The 18,432-nt window shown below is 69.9% G+C and carries 15 protein-coding genes; all 15 read left to right on the top strand.

Annotated elements, in window-relative coordinates; translation table 11 throughout:
- Nucleotide 1 precedes the first annotated feature (1 nt).
- A complete protein-coding gene (gene recR / locus BM287_RS12075; RefSeq protein WP_090039865.1) occupies nt 2-598 on the top strand; it encodes a recombination mediator RecR in 597 nt (198 codons plus the stop codon).
- Between the two features lie 269 nt (nt 599-867).
- The gene (locus BM287_RS12070; protein WP_090040021.1) at nt 868-2,154 is read left to right on the top strand and encodes an aspartate kinase; all 1,287 of its coding nucleotides are present in this window, start codon (nt 868-870) and stop codon (nt 2,152-2,154) included.
- Nucleotides 2,155-2,226: 72 nt separating this feature from the next.
- Nucleotides 2,227-3,312, top strand: a complete 1,086-nt coding sequence (locus BM287_RS12065; protein ID WP_090039868.1) for an aspartate-semialdehyde dehydrogenase — start codon at nt 2,227-2,229, stop codon at nt 3,310-3,312.
- A 117-nt stretch (nt 3,313-3,429) separates the two neighbouring features.
- Nucleotides 3,430-4,905, top strand: coding sequence for a malate:quinone oxidoreductase (locus BM287_RS12060; protein WP_090039870.1), 1,476 nt, complete (start codon nt 3,430-3,432; stop codon nt 4,903-4,905).
- A gap of 551 nt (nt 4,906-5,456) precedes the next feature.
- Nucleotides 5,457-7,070, top strand: a complete 1,614-nt coding sequence (locus tag BM287_RS12055) for an ABC-F family ATP-binding cassette domain-containing protein (RefSeq protein ID WP_090039873.1) — start codon at nt 5,457-5,459, stop codon at nt 7,068-7,070.
- A 27-nt stretch (nt 7,071-7,097) separates the two neighbouring features.
- Nucleotides 7,098-8,234 carry an Rv2578c family radical SAM protein gene (locus tag BM287_RS12050; RefSeq protein ID WP_090039875.1) on the top strand — a complete coding sequence of 379 codons (1,137 nt, stop codon included), beginning with the start codon at nt 7,098-7,100 and terminating at the stop codon, nt 8,232-8,234.
- Nucleotides 8,235-8,503: 269 nt separating this feature from the next.
- Nucleotides 8,504-9,754 (top strand): sensor histidine kinase, encoded by a 1,251-nt coding sequence (locus tag BM287_RS12045; protein WP_090039877.1) that lies wholly within the window; start codon nt 8,504-8,506, stop codon nt 9,752-9,754.
- Complete coding sequence (locus tag BM287_RS12040; RefSeq protein WP_090039880.1) at nt 9,751-11,043, top strand: hypothetical protein; 1,293 nt, start codon at nt 9,751-9,753, stop codon at nt 11,041-11,043. Before BM287_RS12045 ends, BM287_RS12040 begins: the two co-directional genes overlap by 4 nt.
- Entirely contained in the window at nt 11,040-11,747 is a 708-nt protein-coding gene (locus BM287_RS12035; RefSeq protein ID WP_090039883.1) for a response regulator transcription factor, read from the top strand. The genes BM287_RS12040 and BM287_RS12035 overlap by 4 nt, the downstream gene beginning before the upstream one ends.
- Nucleotides 11,748-11,803: 56 nt before the next feature.
- The gene (locus BM287_RS12030; protein ID WP_090039885.1) at nt 11,804-12,478 is read left to right on the top strand and encodes a thymidine kinase; all 675 of its coding nucleotides are present in this window, start codon (nt 11,804-11,806) and stop codon (nt 12,476-12,478) included.
- A gap of 62 nt (nt 12,479-12,540) precedes the next feature.
- On the top strand, nt 12,541-13,848 hold the full coding sequence (locus BM287_RS12025; protein ID WP_090039888.1) for a UDP-glucose dehydrogenase family protein: 1,308 nt from the start codon (nt 12,541-12,543) through the stop codon (nt 13,846-13,848).
- A 63-nt stretch (nt 13,849-13,911) separates the two neighbouring features.
- On the top strand, nt 13,912-15,813 hold the full coding sequence (locus BM287_RS12020) for a DUF4012 domain-containing protein (protein ID WP_090039890.1): 1,902 nt from the start codon (nt 13,912-13,914) through the stop codon (nt 15,811-15,813).
- Nucleotides 15,814-15,865: 52 nt separating this feature from the next.
- Complete coding sequence (locus tag BM287_RS12015) at nt 15,866-16,423, top strand: LPXTG cell wall anchor domain-containing protein (RefSeq protein WP_090039892.1); 558 nt, start codon at nt 15,866-15,868, stop codon at nt 16,421-16,423.
- A gap of 79 nt (nt 16,424-16,502) precedes the next feature.
- Nucleotides 16,503-17,519 (top strand): LLM class flavin-dependent oxidoreductase, encoded by a 1,017-nt coding sequence (locus BM287_RS12010; protein ID WP_090039894.1) that lies wholly within the window; start codon nt 16,503-16,505, stop codon nt 17,517-17,519.
- A 263-nt stretch (nt 17,520-17,782) separates the two neighbouring features.
- Nucleotides 17,783-18,172: an NAD(P)H-dependent oxidoreductase gene (locus tag BM287_RS12005; RefSeq protein ID WP_244528200.1), complete on the top strand. Its 390-nt coding sequence runs from the start codon at nt 17,783-17,785 to the stop codon at nt 18,170-18,172.
- Nucleotides 18,173-18,432: the final 260 nt, after the last annotated feature.

The raw sequence follows: 18,432 nt of genomic DNA, 5'->3' as shown, positions 1-18,432 counted from the left end.
CGTGTATGAAGGCATCGTCCAGGAGCTGATCGACGAGCTCGGGCGGCTGCCGGGCATCGGCCCGAAGTCCGCCCAGCGCATCGCGTTCCACATCCTGCAGACCGAGACGTTCGACGTCACCCGCCTCGCCGAGGTGCTGCTCGAAGTGCGCGACAAGGTGCGCTTCTGCGAGATCTGCGGCAACGTCTCGGAGCAGGCCACGTGCTCCATCTGCCGGGATCCGCGCCGGAACCCCGCTCTCATCTGCGTGGTCGAGGAGGCGAAGGACGTCGTCGCGATCGAGCGCACGCGCGAGTTCCGCGGTCTGTACCACGTCCTCGGCGGTGCGATCAGCCCGATCGACGGCGTCGGCCCCGACGACCTGCGCATCCGCCAGCTGATGCAGCGGCTCGCGGACGGCACCGTCCAGGAGGTCATCATCGCGACCGATCCGAACCTGGAGGGCGAGGCGACCGCCACCTATCTGAGCCGGCTGCTCGTCGCGCTCGACCTCCGTGTCACCCGGCTCGCCTCCGGACTGCCCGTCGGCGGCGACCTCGAGTACGCCGACGAGGTCACCCTCGGCCGAGCCTTCGAGGGCCGCCGCCAGGTCTCCTGACCCACCCCAACCTCCCAACCTCCCAACCTCCCAACCACCCTCCCTCACCTCCCATCGGCGCAAACGGAGGCGAACTCGCCCAGCCGACCTCGAAATCCCCTCCGCTTCCCGCGAAAACGGCCCCTCACTCACCGTGGACACCTCCGTTTCCGACGGCCCCCCGCAGGAGAACGGGATGCGGACATCCAACCCGCGCACCGTTTCGTCACATGAAGAAGGGGCCATAGGGCGGCCGGTAAGATGGGAAGCCCGTGAGTTCAGGAGTGTTCGTGGCCCTCATCGTCCAGAAGTTCGGCGGTTCGTCCGTCGCGACAGCTGAGAGCATCAAGCGCGTCGCGAAGCGCATCGTCGAGACGCGCAAGGCCGGCAACGAGGTCGTCGTCGCCGTCTCCGCCATGGGCGACACCACCGACGAGCTCCTCGACCTGGCTCACGAGGTCACCCCGATCCCGGCCCCCCGCGAGCTCGACATGCTGCTGACCGCCGGGGAGCGCATCTCGATGGCGCTCCTCGCGATGGCCATCAAGAGCATGGGCTACGACGCGCGCTCGTTCACCGGAAGCCAGGCGGGCATGATCACCGACGCGCAGCACGGCGCGGCCCGCATCGTGGATGTCACGCCCGGCCGCATCCAGGATGCGCTGGACGAGGGTGCCATCGCCATCGTCGCCGGCTTCCAGGGCTTCAGCCGCGAGTCCCGCGACATCACCACCCTCGGCCGCGGCGGCTCGGACACGACCGCCGTCGCTTTGGCGGCCGCTTTGAGCGCCGAGGTGTGCGAGATCTACACCGACGTCGACGGCGTCTTCACGTCCGATCCGCGCGTTGTGCCCCTCGCCCGCAAGATCGACCGCATCACCAGCGAGGAGATGCTCGAGCTGGCGGCCGCGGGTGCGAAGGTGCTGCACATCCGTGCGGTGGAATACGCCCGACGCCACAACGTGACCCTGCACGTGCGGTCCTCGTTCTCGAACAAAGAGGGCACCTACGTCCTCAACGAAGCTGCGGCCGCGCAGGCGGCCAAGAAGGATGGAACCGTGGAAGAGCCCATCATCTCCGGCGTGGCCACCGATCTCACCGAGGCCAAGATCACCGTCGTCGGCGTACCCGACGTGCCGGGCAAGGCAGCGCAGATCTTCAAGATCGTGGCGAAGGCCAACGCCAACGTCGACATGATCGTCCAGAACGTGTCGGCCGCCGCGACGAGCCTCACCGACATCTCCTTCACACTGCCGAAGTCCGAGGGACAGCGCGTGCTGACCGCGCTGACCGCGGAGCGCGACGAGGTCGGCTACCAGTCGCTGCAGTATGACGACCAGATCGGCAAGCTGGCCCTGGTCGGAGCCGGGATGCGCACGAACTCCGGTGTCTCCGCCAAGCTCTTCGAGGCCCTCTACGATGCCGGCATCAACATCGAGATGATCTCGACGAGTGAGATCCGCATCTCGGTCGTCACCCGGGCGGACACGGTCGCCGAGGCGGCCCGCGTCGTCCACACGGCCTTCGGGCTGGACGGCGACGAGAAGGCGATCGTCTACGCCGGGACCGGCCGCTAGAACCATCCAGAACCTCAGGGAATGCCGGCCCCGACACGGCCGTTGACCTCACAAACGATCCGAAGGACTGACATGAGCGAGCCCACCGATTTCGACAGCAACGGCTTCGACATCGCGGTCGTCGGCGCCACCGGCCAGGTGGGCGGCGTCATGCGCCGTCTCCTGGAGGAGCGAGACTTCCCGGTGAAGAGCATCCGCTACTTCGCCTCCTCCCGCTCGGCCGGGACGACCCTGCCGTTCAAAGGCCGGCAGATCACCGTGGAGGATGTCGCGACCGCCGATATCTCCGGGATCGACATCGCCCTGTTCTCCGCGGGAGCCACCGGATCGAAGGCGCACGCGCCGCGGTTCGCCGAGGCGGGCGCCATCGTCATCGACAACTCGAGCGGCTGGCGCATGGACCCCGAGGTCCCGCTCGTGGTCTCCGAGGTGAACCCCGATGCCATCGCCGAGGCGCGCAAGGGCATCATCGCCAACCCGAACTGCACGACCATGGCGGCCATGCCGGTCCTCAAGCCCCTGCACGACGAGGCCGGCCTCACCCGTCTCGTGGTCAGCACCTACCAGGCCGTCTCCGGATCCGGCCTCGCCGGCGCCGAGGAGCTGGCCGAGCAGGCCCGTGCGGCCGTCGCCGACGAGCATCTGCTCGATCTGGTGCACGACGGCTCGGCCGTTGCGCTGCCTGCACCGGTCAAATACGTCCGCCCGATCGCGTTCGACGTCATCCCGCTCGCCGGCTCGATCGTCGACGACGGGCTGAACGAGACCGACGAGGAGAAGAAGCTGCGCAACGAGTCGCGCAAGATCCTGGGTCTGCCGGAGCTGCTGGTCAGCGGAACGTGCGTCCGCGTCCCCGTGTTCACCGGTCACTCGCTGTCGATCAACGCCGAGTTCGCCCGGCCGATCAGTCCGGAGCGGGTCGCCGAGCTTCTGGCGGAGGCGCCGGGCGTCCAGGTCACCGACGTCCCCACGCCGCTGCAGGCGGCAGGCAGCGACCCGAGTTTCGTGGGCCGCATCCGTGCCGACGAAGGCGCTCCCGCGGGCCGGGGCATCGCACTGTTCGTCAGCAATGACAACCTGCGCAAGGGTGCCGCGCTCAACGCCGTCCAGATCGCCGAGCTGGTCGCCGAGCGCTTGGCGAACCCCGTCACCGCGTAGCCCGATCGCTCCTGTCGGCGTCGACGCATCCGCCGCGCGAACACCCGATCTCTCGACATCGAGAGATCGTGGTGCTCGCGCGGCGGTCGTGACGCGCCCGCATCATAGGATTGGCGGGTGAGCAATTCTCCCATCGACGTCGTCCTGATCGGCGGCGGCATCATGAGTGCCACGCTGGGGGCCATGATCCAGCGCGTGCAGCCCGACTGGAGCATCCGCATCTACGAGCGTCTGGGCGAGGTGGCCCAGGAGTCGTCGAATCCGTGGAACAACGCCGGCACCGGTCACGCCGCGCTGTGCGAGCTCAACTACATGCCCGAGGCACCGGACGGCAGCGTCGATCCCGCCAAGGCGATCAGCATCAACGAGCAGTTCCAGCTGAGCCGGCAGTTCTGGGCGAGCCTCGTGGCCGCCGGCGACCTGCCCGAGCCGCGCACCTTCATCAACTCGACCCCGCACATGACATTCGTCCGCGGGCGGGACAATGTCCGCTACCTCCGCAAGCGGTTCGAGGCGCTCAAAGACCAGCCCCTTTTCTCCGGCATGGAGTACTCGGAGGACCCGGCCGTCATCGGCGAGTGGACCCCGCTGCTCACCAAGAAGCGCAACCCCAAGCAGCGCATCGCGGCGACGCGCACGACCTCGGGCACCGACGTCGACTTCGGCGCACTGACCCGGGCGCTCATGGACAATCTGGTCGAGAACGGCGCCGAGCTCGCCCTCAACCACAGCGTCCGTGACATCTCGCGCACGAAGGACGGACTCTGGCGCCTCCGCGTGCGTCACGACGTCGGTCACACCTCGCACGCGGTGACCGCCCGATTCGTGTTCGTGGGCGCGGGCGGCGGCGCCCTGCACCTCCTGCAGAAGGCCGGCATCCCCGAGATCGCGGGCTTCGGCGGCTTCCCGATCTCCGGGCAGTTCCTGCGCACCAGCGACCCGAAGCTCGTCGCGCAGCATCAGGCGAAGGTCTACGGCAAGGCCGCCGTCGGCGCGCCGCCCATGTCGGTGCCGCACCTCGACACCCGCGTGGTGGATGGCGAGGCCTCGCTGCTGTTCGGACCGTATGCGGGATTCAGCCCGAAGTTCCTGAAGACAGGATCGTGGTTCGACCTGCCCGGCTCCATCCGGGCCGGCAACCTCGGCCCGATGCTCGCCGTGGCGCGCGACAACTTCGACCTCATGAAGTACCTCATCGGCGAGTTGCTGGCCAGCCGGGACAAGAAGTTCCAGGCGCTGAAGGAGTTCATGCCGACGGCGCGGCCGGAGGACTGGGAGCTCATCACTGCGGGCCAGCGCGTCCAGGTGATGAAGAAGGATGCGAAGAAGGGCGGAGTGCTGCAGTTCGGCACCGAGGTGGTCGCGGCGGAGGACGGAACCATCGCGGGCCTGCTCGGCGCCTCGCCGGGCGCATCCACGGCCGTCCCGATCATGGTGGACCTTCTGAAGCGCTGCTTCCCCGATCGTTTCGGCGCGTGGCTGCCTACGCTGAAGGAACTCATTCCGACCGTGGGCACGACGCTGAACGACAAGCCGGACGAGGCGCACCGGGTGCTCGCCTCCACGGCCGAGACGCTGCAGCTGCAGGCCTAGACCTCACCGCCGCCGCGGCCCCGCCCCCCACCGACATTCGTGACGAATGTCGTGCTCCCGGGGGCGCGGGGCGAGATTCGTGACGAATGTCGTGCTCGCCGCTGCGCAAGGCGACATTCGTGACGAATGTCGTGCTCGCCGCTGCGCAGGGCGACATTCGTGACGAATGTCGTGCTCGCGGGGGCGGAGGGCGACATTCGTGACGAATGTGCGGTTTTACCCGGCGGAGGGCGACATTCGTGACGAATGTGCGGTTTTACCCGGCGCAGGGCGACATTCGTGACGAATGTCGTGCCCCCGCCCGGCGGCGGCCCGGAGCAGGTCCGCCGCCCGCGAGGTGCTGGACACACGCGCGCCTGACCTGTTATGGTCGTCAGCGCTATGAAGTGAGAACCTCCTGACATCCCGCGCCTGAGGCGCCGTCGATGTGAGTGAGGACCCTTCGGTCGCTGCGCTGCCTGGTCAGGCACCTGGGCGCTCCGGCGCCGCTCACGACGGAGATCGCCCGGCGGGAACCCGCTCCCTGTGGAGCGCCCGGAAGGACGGTTCCCATGCATACCATCGCCCTCACACCCGTACGCGCCGACGGCGTCTCCGTCAGTTACGGCGAGCGTCGCGTGCTGACCGATGTCTCGCTCACCGTCGCGCCCGGCGCCCGGCTCGGCCTGATCGGCGAGAACGGAGCGGGCAAGTCGACGCTGCTGCGTGTGCTGTCCGGCGCCGAGACCCCGGATGCCGGAGTCTTCACGCGCCCGGCGCGCACCGGTTTCCTCTGGCAGGAGGTGCGTTTCGAGCCGGGCGAGACCGTCGGCGCACTCCTTGAGAGCGGCTTGTCCGAGGTCCGTGCGATCGAGCGCGAGCTCGAGCTGGCCTCCACCGCTCTCGCCCACGGCGAGGTCGATGCCGCTGCTCGCTATGAAGCTGCCCTCGAGGCGGCCGAACGCGCCGAGCTGTGGAGTGTGGATGCGCGCCGCGACGAGCTGCTGAACGGGCTCGGCGTCGGCGACATCCCGCTGGCCCGGCGGCTGAGCGAGGTCTCCGGCGGGCAGCGCAGCCTGTTCGCGCTGGCTGCGCTGCTGCTCGGGCGACCGGACGCGCTCCTCCTCGACGAGCCGACCAACCACCTGGACGACGAGGCCGCGGCCTTCCTCGAGCGGCAGCTGCGGGAGTGGCGGGGTCCCGTCGTGTTCGCCAGCCACGACCGCACGTTCCTCGACGCCGTCGCGACCGCACTCCTGGATCTCGATCCGTCGCGGTCCGGGACGACGGTCTTCGGAGGCGGTTACAGCGCCTACCTCGCCGAGAAGTCGGCCGAGCGGGCCCGCTGGGAGAAGCAGTTCGCCGACGAGCAGCGCGAGTTGAAGGAGCTGAAACACGCGGTGGATGTGACCGCTCGCTCGATCGCCTGGTCGGGGAAGGTCCGGGACAACGACAAGTTCGTCAAGTCCGTGAAGGGAAATGCGCTCGATCGCCAGATCAGTCGACGCATCCGGAACGCGGAGGGGCGGCTCGATGAGTTGCGCGACGGCCAGGTGCGCAAGCCGCCGGCGCCGCTCAGCTTCCCGGGCATTCCGTCCGGGTTCCAGACGCTCGGCGACGGTTCCGGGGTGCTGGTCCTGATTCGAGGCGTCCGCATCCCGGGTCGTCTCGACCTGGCCGAGCTCTCGGTTCCCCCGGGCGCGCGCATCCTCGTCACCGGGGCGAACGGCGCCGGGAAGTCGACCCTGCTGTCGGTCCTCGCGGGCCGCCTCGAGCCGGAGTCGGGCGCCGTGCAGCGCCGCCGCGGCCTCCGGGTGGCACTCCTGGAACAGGATGTGCGGTTCGCCGACCCGACCTCCAGCCCGCGCCGGATCTACGAGGCGACGGTGGGGGAGCGGCGGGCCGAGGCCGTTCCGCTGACCTCGCTCGGCCTGATCGCCCCGCGGGATGCGGATCGCCCGGTCGGCTCGCTCTCGGTCGGGCAGCAGAGGCGGCTGGCGTTGGCGCTCATCGTGGCGCGGCCTCCGCATCTCTTCCTCCTCGACGAGCCGACGAACCACCTCTCCCTCGCGCTGGCGACGGAGTTGGAGGAGGCGCTGGGCGCGTATCCGGGCGCGGTCGTCGTGGCCAGTCACGATCGGTGGCTGCGATCCGGGTGGACGGGAGACGCCGTGCACCTTGCTTAACCTTCGAACGTATGTTCGAATAGAAGCATGAGGTGGAGCGGTCAGGAACTGTCGGCAGACGAGCCGTCGGCCCTGCCCGGGCTGGCCCGCCTGAACAATCTCGTGCGCTCGGTGCGCACGCCCGACTTCGCCGGCATCACGTTCCACGAGGTGCTGGCGAAGTCGGCGCTCAACAAGATCCCGGGCGGGGGAGGGCCGATGCCGTTCGGGTGGACGATCAACCCGTACCGTGGATGCTCGCACGCCTGCGTGTACTGCTTCGCACGTCCCACGCACACCTACCTCGACCTCGACTCGGGCAAAGACTTCGACAACGAGATCATCGTGAAGGTGAACGTGGCCGAGGTGCTGCGCAAAGAGCTGACGAAGCCGAGCTGGGGTCATCATCCGGTGGCGCTCGGCACGAACACCGATCCCTATCAGCGGGCAGAGGGGCGGTACGCGCTGATGCCCGGAATCATCGATGCGCTGGCGGAGTCGGGCACGCCGTTCAGCATCCTCACCAAAGGGTCGCTGCTCCGACGTGATCTGGATCGGCTGGCGGAGGCGAACAAGCGGGTCCCGGTCGACCTGGCGATGTCGATCGCGGTCTACGACGACGAGCTGCAGCAGTCCGTGGAGCCCGGTACGCCGTCCACGAAAGCGCGTCTCGCCGCCGTGACGGCGGTGCGGGAGCACGGGCTCGACTGCGGGGTGTTCCTGATGCCGATCATTCCGTACCTCACCGACACGAAAGCCCACCTCGACGAGGCGTTGCGGCAGGCGCACGAGGCGGGGGCGACGTCCGTGCTGTACTCGGCCCTGCATCTGAAGCCCGGCGTGAAGGAGTGGTTCTACCTCTGGCTCGGGCGCGAGCATCCCGAGCTGCTGCCGCAGTATCGACAGCTGTACGGCCGTGGGACGTACGCGCCGCAGGAGTACCGCACGTGGCTGGCGGCCCGGATCAAGCCGCTCATCCGCGCACACGGGCTCGAGCGGGGGAGGGAAGACCCGGCGACGGGCGGCGTGCGGTCGACGGCGCTCGGAATGCTGCGGGACGGCGAGGGCGAGCGCCGGCCCAAAGGGGCTGTGATGCGGACGGGCGGGCCGGCGGCGGCGCCCGATGCGGCTTCCGTCGTGAGTGCGTCGCTCACGGGACTGGGGGTGCAGCCGACGCTCTTCTAGGAATGGGGCTGTCGCGCCGCGGGGTGCACGGCGTTGCGGGTGCATCGCACCGCGGGTGCACGGCGCTGCGGGGTGCACGGCGTCGCGGGGTGCACGCCGTCGCGGGGTGCACGGCGCTGCGGGTGCATCGCACCGCGGGGGCACGGCGCTGCGGGGTGCACGCCGTCGCGGGGTACACGGCGCCGCGGGGTACGCGGCGCCGCGGGGTACACGGCGCCCGGGGTACACACCAGCGGTCCGGAATGCCATAATCCCGAAAGGACCGAGGTGTGCTCGCGTCCAGAAGGGACGGCGACGTGTCGCTCGGTCTGCCCAGCCACCTGGCGCGACCCGCGAACTCCCGCGCCCTCGCCGCAGCCGCCCGGTGGGCGGGCCTCGTCTGCCTCGCCGCGGCCGTCGTCAACGTCGGAAGCGCGAGTCTGATGCACGGCACCATGGCGTCGTGGGTGACGCTGCTCGTCCTCATCCCGATGGTCGTCGTCCTGCTCGCACTCTCCCGGGGCCGTACGGTGGCGCTCACGATCGCGTACCTCCTGGTGGGAACCGCGTGCACCTACTTCTACGTCGTGGCGCTCTTCCTCGGCACGCCGTCGTACCGCGACACGAACCTCTTCGTGATCGCCCTGCCGGTCATCGCGATGACGTTGGTGGGCGGGACCGGTACGGGAGCCCCGGCCGGCATCCTGTGGGCGAGCCTGGGGTTCGCCCTGGCGGAGACCGCCGTCATCCTGGGCGCCGCCACCGCCTCGCGGGCGTACGTTCCCGACGCCGTCTCCCTCGGCGCCTACCTCCTGCTCGTCGGAGTCCTCGCGTACGACGGACTCACGCGCGGGACCCGGTCCCGAGCGCAGACGGCGCTCCACCGGGCGGTGCGGGACGCGCGACTCGTCGACCTCCGCCGGGAACGGGCGGCGGCATCGGCTGCCGACCTGCACGACACCGTACTCAGCGAGCTCCTGGCACTCGCGGGATCCCGGCCGGGCCCCCTCGACGACCGTCTCGCCCGGCGGATCGAAGCCGACCTCCGCACGCTCCCCGGACTCCCGAGCGGCCCTCCCGGTGCTGCCGGAAGCCCGTCCGAGCGCCCCGCACCGGCCGATCCCTGGTACGACAGCGAGCTGCACCACGCCATCGAGGCGGCGCGCGACGAGGGGCTCGCCATCGATATCTCGGGCGATCGCACCTCGTATGCCCGGCTGGGGGAGGATGCGCGCCGCGCGCTCGGCCTCGCCGTACGGCAGTGCCTGGTCAACGTCCTCCGGCACTCCGGAAGCGCGAGTGCCGAAGTCGCACTGTCGGCGGGCGGCGGATCCGTCTCGGTCATGGTCGTCGACGGAGGCAGCGGGTTCCCCGCTTCCGCACCCGCCGCCGACCGGCTGGGCCTCCGGCAGTCCGTCCAGGATCGCATCGCGCGGGTCGGCGGCTCGGTCGACATCTACTCCAGTGCGGACATCGGCACGACGGTCATCATGACGATCCCCGTCGCTCCCGGGGCAGCGGTCACCAAGGGCGCCGCATGAGCGGTCTGAATGCTCGCACCATCGTCGGCGCACGCTCCGTTGCCCTGGAGCGCACGCCGCAGCGGCTCGACCCGATCGGGGCCCAGTCGGCCTGGCTGCTGGTCCCTCTGCTCGGCGGGGTGGCCGTCGCCTACGCCGTGTATTCGACGGTCCTGCACGCGGGCCAGCTGCGCGACGTCTCGCTCGCCGTGATCGCGATCGGAGTGCTGCTGATCGCCGTGGTCGTCGCCTCCATCCGTTCGCACCCCGGCCTGGCGCCGTTCGGACGGTGGTCGCATTTCTCGGTGATCGGCGTCACCGTGGTGGCCGCGTGCCTGTTCAGTTCGTCGGTCTGGGGACGCAACGAGCTCCTCCAGGACGACTGGGGCCAGATCGCCGTCGCGCTCCTCCTCGTCTGGATGCCGCTGTACCGGCCGGTCGGCGAGGTGGCCGCCAGTGCCATCGTCTCGGCTCTCGTGATAGGCGGCGTCGCCGCGGCCCAGAGTTCGCTCGTGATCGCCAATGTGCCGCTCGTGTACGCGACCGTGTCGGCGACGCCGATCCTCGCGCTCGCTGCCGGCGGCGCCGGGTACGCCTGGACGCTCACCGGCGAGACACTGCGCTGGCGGGAGGTCGCCCGCGAGGGCCAGACCCGGCTGGAGGGCGAGCTGCGCCAGGCGGCGGAGCGGATGATCGTGCAGGACCAGATGACCGCTCTGGATGCGGAGGCCGTCCCGTTCCTCGCTGCCCTCCTGCGCCGCGGAGCTGTCACGCACGGCGACAGCGAGCGCGCACGGGCGATCGCCGAGGATCTGCGCGCGATGTCGGTGCGAGCAGTCCGACGGACCTGGCTCGAGGACACCGTGCAGCTCGCTCTGGCACCGAGGCTCGCGGCCGGTGAAGCTTCTGAACCCGCCGCAGCCGCGGCCCCCGCCGCCGCCGCAGCCCCCGCCACCTCCGCAGCTCAAGCCGATTCCTCCCGCGTCGATGACCCCGACCGGCTGGAGCGCGTGCTGACGGCGGACCAGCGCGCGATCGTGGGGGCGCTCGTCGCCACTCTCGCCGCGCGTCCCGGCCTCGACCCCTCGACGGTACGCATCTCGGCGAGCGAGCCCGAGCGGCCCGTCTTCCTGCTGCGGGCGCACGTGGAGGAGCCCCGCTCGGAACTGCGACGCGCGCTGCTGCCGTTCGTCAGCTGCCTCAACTCGGTCGCCATGCGCGCGACGATGCGCTTCCGGAGCAGCGAGCTGACCGTCCGGTTCGCCTATCCCGAAGCCGGCTTCCCGGTTCCCGAAAGGGGGAGACGATGACCCGAACGCCTCCGTACGATCCGGCGGCGACCACCCCGCCGGCCGCTGGCCGCGACGGCGAGCCTCCGATCCGCTTGGCGATTCTCGACGACCACGAGATCCTCCTGGACAGCCTCGCCTCCTGGATCGAGAAGAACGCGCCCCAGTTCGACCTCGTGGTCCGCGCCAGCAGCTGGCTGGAGCTCGTCCACAGCGAGGCGTTCCCCACCGACCTCGTCATCATGGACCTCCAGCTGAAGGAATCGGTCTCGATCGGCGCGCGCGTTCGCACCTGCCGGGCGGCAGGGGCCAAGGTCGTCGTCCTGAGTGCCGTCGACACGCCAGAGGACCGGGATGCGGCGCTCGCCGCCGGCGCCGTCGCGTACGTCACGAAGTCGCAGCCGATGACCGAGCTGCTGACCGCTGCCCTCGCAGCGTCGGGCCGCGGACCCGAGCGCACGGCGCCCACGCAGCAGGCATGGCGTCCGAAGCCGCTCATCCCCGAGTCCGCGCGGCCGCGCCTCAGCGACGGCGAGCGACAGGCGCTCGTGCTCTACGCCGACGGACGCACCACCTCGGAGGTCGCACAGGCGATGAACGTCCAGTACGAGACCGCGAAGACCTACCTGCGCCGCGTCCGCGAGAAGTACGGAAAGGCGGGCCGTCCGACCAGCTCCCGGGCCGACCTCATCCGCAGGGCCGCAGAGGACGGCTACCTCACCTGACGCGCCGTCGCCGTCGTCCTCGCCGTCTCACAGCCGGGCCCGAATAGGATCGGGGCGTGGCAAAACTGTATTTCCGCTACGGCGCGATGAACAGCGGCAAGAGCACGGCCATGCTTCAGGCCGCGTACAACTACGAGGAACGCGGGCACCGCGTCCTGCTCACCAAGCCGTCGATCGACACGAAGGGCGACCTCGGCGTCCTCTCCCGGCTGGGAGTGACCCGGGCGGTGGACTTCTTGATCACGCCCGAGACGGATGCGTACGGCGCGTTCCAGCGGCACCGCGAGCGCACCATCAAGCGCTTCGACACGGACATCAGCGCTCTGCTCGTGGACGAGGCCCAGTTCCTCACCGAGGCGCAGGTCGACGACCTCCTCCGGATCGCGCTGCTCGACAACGTCCCGGTGCTCGCCTACGGCATTCGAACCGACTTCCAGACGGTCGCGTTCCCCGGCAGTCGCCGGCTCCTGGAGGTCGCGCACAGCATCGAGGAGCTGAAGACGATCTGCCGCTGCGGTCGCAAGGCGATCTTCAACGCGCGCAAGATCGACGGCGTCTTCGTCTTCGACGGCGACCAGGTCGCCATCGACGGCGCCTCCGTGTCCTACGAATCCCTCTGCGGTAACTGCTACCTCGACGAGAGCCGGGGCGTGCTGAACAACGGACGCAGGCACTGGCCCGTGGATGCGGCCCCCGCGTACGTCGACGAGCCGGACCCCGACTTCACCTGACGCCCCACGGCGCGGAACTCGCTCCGCCCGACGGCAACCCCACCCGAACGAAGGGGACACCCATGAGAATCTCCGTGATCGGCTGCGGCTATCTCGGTGCCGTCCATGCCGCATCGATGGCGCACCTCGGGCACGACGTCGTCGGCATCGACGTCGACGAGGCGAAGATCGCCTCCCTCGCAGCCGGCCGGGCGCCGTTCTTCGAGCCCGGACTTCCGGAGGTGCTGCAGTCGGCCGCAGCGACCGGCCGGCTCCGGTTCACGACCGACCTGGCTGCGGCAGAGGACGCGGACGTGCACTTCGTCGCCGTCGGAACGCCGCAGATCGCCGATGGGGATGCGGCCGACATGCGGTTCGTGGATGCGGCGTTCGCCTCCCTCCTGGATCACGTGAAGCCCGGTGACCTCATCGTCGGCAAGAGCACCGTCCCCGTCGGCACGGCCGCTCGCCTCGCGGAGCTGATCGCCGGGAAGCAGCCGGACGCGACCCTGGCCTGGAACCCGGAGTTCCTGCGCGAGGGATTCGCGGTGAAGGACACCGTCAGCCCCGACCGCCTGGTCTACGGAGTGCCCGACGGTGAGGCGGGGGAGCGGGCCGCGCGCCTGCTCGACGAGGTGTACGCGTCCGCCGTGGCCGCGGGAACGCCCGTCATCGTCACGGACTATGCGACGGCCGAGTTGGTCAAGGTGTCGGCGAACGCGTTCCTGGCGACGAAGATCTCGTTCATCAACGCCATGGCGGAGATCGCGGAGGCGACCGGCGCGGACGTGACGAAACTGGCGGATGCCATCGGTCACGACGCGCGCATCGGCCGCCGTTTCCTCAACGCCGGCGTCGGTTTCGGCGGCGGCTGTCTGCCGAAGGACATCCGTGCCTTCAGCGCTCGCGCACGTGAGCTGGGGCGCGGGGAGGCCGTGCAGTTCCTGGACGAGGTGGACAAGATCAACCTGCGGCGGCGCACCCGGGTGGTCGAGCTGGTCCGCGAGGAGGCGGGCGGTCTCGCCGGCGTGCGGGTGGGCGTCCTCGGTCTGGCGTTCAAGCCGCACTCGGACGACATCCGGGACTCGCCGGCGCTCGAGATCGCCATGCGGCTCGCGGAGGCCGGAGCGATCGTCACGGCGACGGACCCGGAAGCGCTCGAGAACGCCCGCCGCCGGGCGCCGGGACTGAGTTTTGCGGCGACCGCGGAGGAGGCGGTCCGGGAGGCGGACGTCATCCTGCTGATCACCGAGTGGCCCGAGTTCACGGAGCTCGACCCGGCGGTTGTCGGCGAGCTGGTGGCGCACCGCACGGTCATCGACGGCCGGAACGCCCTCGACCCGGCGAGCTGGCGTGCAGCGGGATGGACCTACCGCGGTCTGGGGCGCTGAGACCGGCCGACTCGCCCGATTTTGGGGGGAGCCAAAAAAGTGAGGATTTGTTAGATTTGTTGCATGGCGACAGGTCTCAACGTGCCGAGCGTGTTACCGGGGCCCGCCGCGGCGCCCTCCGGAGTGTCTGAGGGGTCCCCATCGCCCTCGGTGCGTCGCCGGCGACTGCGCCATCCCGCAGCCACGGGAGTGCTCCTCGGCGTCGCAGTCCTCCTCCTCTTCACGGCCGTCTGGATCGGGTTCCGCGGCCTCCTCGCCCAGCGGGAGCTGAACGACGCGATCCCGGCAGCGACCCGGGTCAAGACCGCGATCGCCTCCGACGATGTCGCCGCCGCGGGCCGGGCGGCGACCGACCTGCGGAACCACACCCGTACGGCAGCAGCACTCACCTCCGACCCCGTCTGGCTGACGGTCGAGGCCGTGCCGTGGCTCGGCCCCAACCTCACCGCCGTGCGGACCGCGGCCGCTGCGTCGGACACCGTGGCGGCGCGCGTGGTGCAGCCCCTCGTCACTGTCAGCGCCGCGGTCGGCCTCCGCTCCATGGCCATCGCGAACGGTCGCATGGATCTCGCCCCGATCATCGCAGCGCAGCCGGCGGTGGCTCGCGCGCGGACCGCCTTCACCGCCGCCCGCGCGAGCGTGGCCGGCATCGACACCGGCGCGATCGCGAACCCGGTCGCCGCGGGGATCGACCGGCTGAAGGACGTGCTCGGCCGCGCGGCTCCGGACATCGAAGCACTCGACAACTCCGTCCGCCTGCTGCCGGGGATGCTGGGCGCGGACGGTCCACGCGACTACCTGCTGGCGGCGCAGAACCCGGCGGAGCTGCGGGCGACGGGTGGCCTCATCGGCGCCGTCGCGCTCCTGCACGCCGACAAGGGGGCGATCACGCTCGGTCGTCAGTCGGCCGGCACGGCGATCGGGCCCTGGCAGAGCTCCGTCGCCGACGTGCCATTGAGCACGGAGGGTCTCTACGGCCCGCTCGTCGGGCGATACCTGCAGGATGCCAACCTCACCCCGCACTTCCCTCTCGCCGCCGCGACGGCCGCCCGGATGTGGACCACCACCTACGGAGGCACGATCGACGGGGTCATCGCCGTGGACCCTGTCGTGCTCAGCGCACTCCTGACCTCGACAGGCCCGATCACCCTCTCCAGTGCCGACCGGTTGACGTCCTCCAACGTGGTGAAACTGCTGCTGAGCGACGTCTACCAGCGGTTCTCCGATCCCGCGCAGCAGGACGCCTTCTTCGCCTCGGCGGCCAGTGCGGTGTTCGATCGGCTGTCGTCCGGCCAGGTCGACGCACGGAAGCTCGTGAGCGCGCTCGCCGCTTCGGGCGCGTCGCACCGCGTCCTCATCTGGAGCGCCCACGACTCCGAACAGAAGATCCTCGGAACCACGACCATCGCCGGAGCCCTTCCCGCCTCGGACCTCTCGACCGCCGGCATCGGCGTCTACTTCGACGACGCCACCGGCGCCAAGATGGACTACTACCTCAGCACCTCCGTCGCCGCCGGGTCCGCCGTGTGCCGGGCCGACGGCCTGCCGTCGAGCGTGGTGCGGGTGACCCTGACGAATCACGCCCCGGCGGATGCTGCCACGTCGCTGCCGCGCTATGTGACCGGCGGCGGGACCTACGGCGTGCCTCCCGGCTCCATCCGAACCCGCGTCGCGGTGTACGGCCCGACCGGTGGTCTTCTCGCTGCGACGCAGAGCGAGGACGGCGGGGACTACCCCACCGTCGCCGGCGTCGATCAGGCGCGTCCGGTCAGCCTCTTCACGGTGGAGCTGGCGCCGGGGCAGTCGAAGACCGTCGCGGTGCAGTTCCTGAACAAGCAGCAGACCTCGACCGCGCTCAGCGTCGTCACGACTCCGACGCTTCCCGGGGATGGCACGTCCCCCGTTGTGGGGGTGCACGACTCGGTCGCCCCCATTGTCGTGCAGTGCTCTTCCATCGTAAGGTGAGGATTGCTCAAGTCCCGGACTCCGTGCCGGACCCCACCAGAAAGGCGGCCCCATGTTCAAGAAGATCCTGGCGGCGATCGCTGTGACAGCGGGGTTGCTGCTTGCGGCCCCGGCTGCGGCGAACGCCGTCGACTACACCAACGGCGCTCAGTGCAGCTTCGACGTGAGCGTCGCGCAGGCCGGCGGCAACGCCACCCTGATCTGCATCCCGGGCACCTGGTCGCCCGGCGAGGCGATCACCTGGACGGTCACCGGACAGGATGGGTCGTCCTTCACCCTTGCGTCGTTCCACTCCGCGGCCAGCAGCCTCAGCTTCACCAAGCACTCCAACGGCGACGGGAGTGACGTCCTCAGCGTGAAGCTGCCGGCCGGCGCGACCGGCACCTACAGCATCGTCGGCGTCGGGCAGACCAGTGGCCACCAGTGCTCCGCCACCCTGACCGTCCTGCCGGCCGACCAGTCGAGCACCGTCCTCGACCCCGGCAGCGGTCTTCCCCACACCGGCTCCGTGGTCGCGACCTGGGCCGCGTGGATGGGCGGCTCGCTCATCGCGCTCGGCCTGATCGCCCTCGCCATCGTGGCCTGGGCGCGCAAGGTCAGGGAGTCCTGACCCCGAAGCGCACGATTCCCGGCCGGGCCCCCGTGGCCCGGCCGGGAATCGCTGCGTCGGGGACCGCGTTGCAGCAGGGGTGACTCGCCCCAGCATCCCTCTGAACGTCCTCGACCTCGCCAGCCGTCCAGCGGGCGGCAGCAATGCCGATGCGGTCGCTGGAACCATCCGGCTCGCCCAGGCCGCCGAACGGCTCGGGTACGACCGCTTCTGGGTCGCCGAACACCACGGGATGCCCGCCATCGCCTCCAGCGCCCCCGCGGTGCTCATCGCGGGAGTCGCCGGTGCCACACGGCGGATCCGCGTCGGCAGCGGTGGCGTGATGCTCCCCAACCACGCCCCGCTGGTGGTCGCCGAGCAGTTCGGGACGCTGCGCGCCCTCTACGGAGATCGCATCGACCTCGGCATCGGGCGTGCGCCCGGCACCGACGGCGCCACCGCGATGGCCCTGCGCCGCAGCCCGGAGGGTCTCGGCGCCGAGGACTTCCCGCAGCAGCTGCTCGACCTGTTCGGCTTCTTCCACGGCGGGATGAGCGACTCCAACCCGCTGAACGGGATCACGGCCGTCCCCGGCCTCGGCGACGCGCCGCAGATCTGGCTGCTCGGCTCCAGCGGCTACAGCGCCCAGGTCGCGGCAGCGCTCGGGCTCCCGTTCGCCTTCGCCCACCACTTCGCCGGTGAGAACACCGAAGCGGCACTCGACCTCTACCGGTCGCGTTTCGAACCGAGCGACGCCCTGAGCGAGCCGCACACCATGATCGCCGTGAACGTCGTCTCCGATGAGGACCCGGAGGTGGTTCGTGCCCTGTCGCTGCCCGGCCAGCTGTCCTTCCTCCGGATGCGCCGCGGCCTGAAGCCCGAGCCGGTGAGCGTCGAGGAGGCGCTGGCCTACGAGTTCACTCCCCTGGAGGAGGAGTTCATCGCCACCCGCAATGCGCGTCAGGCGATCGGAACCCCGGACGAGGTGAAGGCCCGCTTGGATGCGCTCCTCGCCTCCACGCAGACCGATGAACTGATGGTCTCGTCGGGAGCGGCAACCGTGGAGGGACGCATCCGTTCCCTCGAGGTCGTGCGGGAGCTGTACCCGGAGAGTTGACGGAGCGTCGCGGTGCCCCCGCGTCGTCATGCATGGCCGGGTACCGTGGGGCGAAAGCCGGTCCCCGGAATGAAGGCGGTTCCACATGTCGCAGCCACTTCGTGTGGTGGGAGTGAGCGGAAGCCCGACTCACCCCTCACATACGACGGTGCTCGTGGACGAGGTCGCACATGCCTACGCCGAGGCCATGGGCGGGATCTCCCGGACCATCCGCTGCTGCCCGAGCTGAATGCGGGGCCGTTCCGGACGAGCCTAACCCCGTCGTGATCGAGGCCCTGGAAGCGGTAGAGAACGCCGATATCCTCGTCGTCGGCTCACTCGCCTACCGCGCCACCTACACTGGCCTCCTCAAGCTGTTCTTCGACCACATCGGCCAGTACCCGCTCGTCGACAAGCCGGTGGTCATGACCGCCACGGGCAGCGACCGCCGCGGCCTCCTCGTGGAGCACCAGATGCGTCCGCTGTTCGGGTTCTTCCAGTCGCTGACGCTGCCCCTAAGCATCTACGCGAGCGAGAGCGATTTCGCGGACTACCAGATCAGCTCGCCGGGCCTTTGCAAGCGGATCGCCACCGCGGTCTCCCGAACGCTGCCCCTCGTCCGGTCCGACAGCGAACTGCACGCTCGCCTCGTCGACCGCCCGATGCGTTCTTAGCTGCCGCGCCCCTAGGGCGCACCGTTGGCGGACGGCACGACCATGACCCTTGCCTTTCCTAGTGTCACGGAGGGCTGCGGCAGAAGCTCGCATAGATGAAAGTGGCGTACAACACCCACACGAGGAACGGAACGATCACAATGCCGACCGTGGTTGCAACGCGTCGCGTGTAGCTTCTGTTCTTCGATCGGCGGAGATATTGCGCATTCGACAGGGACGATATCGCTGGGAAAGCCCCTATCGCCCACCACACCGTGGCG

It is taken from the genome of Leifsonia sp. CL147 (assembly GCF_900114565.1).
In the GTDB taxonomy this organism is placed as follows: domain Bacteria; phylum Actinomycetota; class Actinomycetes; order Actinomycetales; family Microbacteriaceae; genus Leifsonia.
The sequence above is the reverse complement of the archived record's forward strand: the minus strand, read 5'-3'. Positions and strand labels throughout refer to the sequence as shown.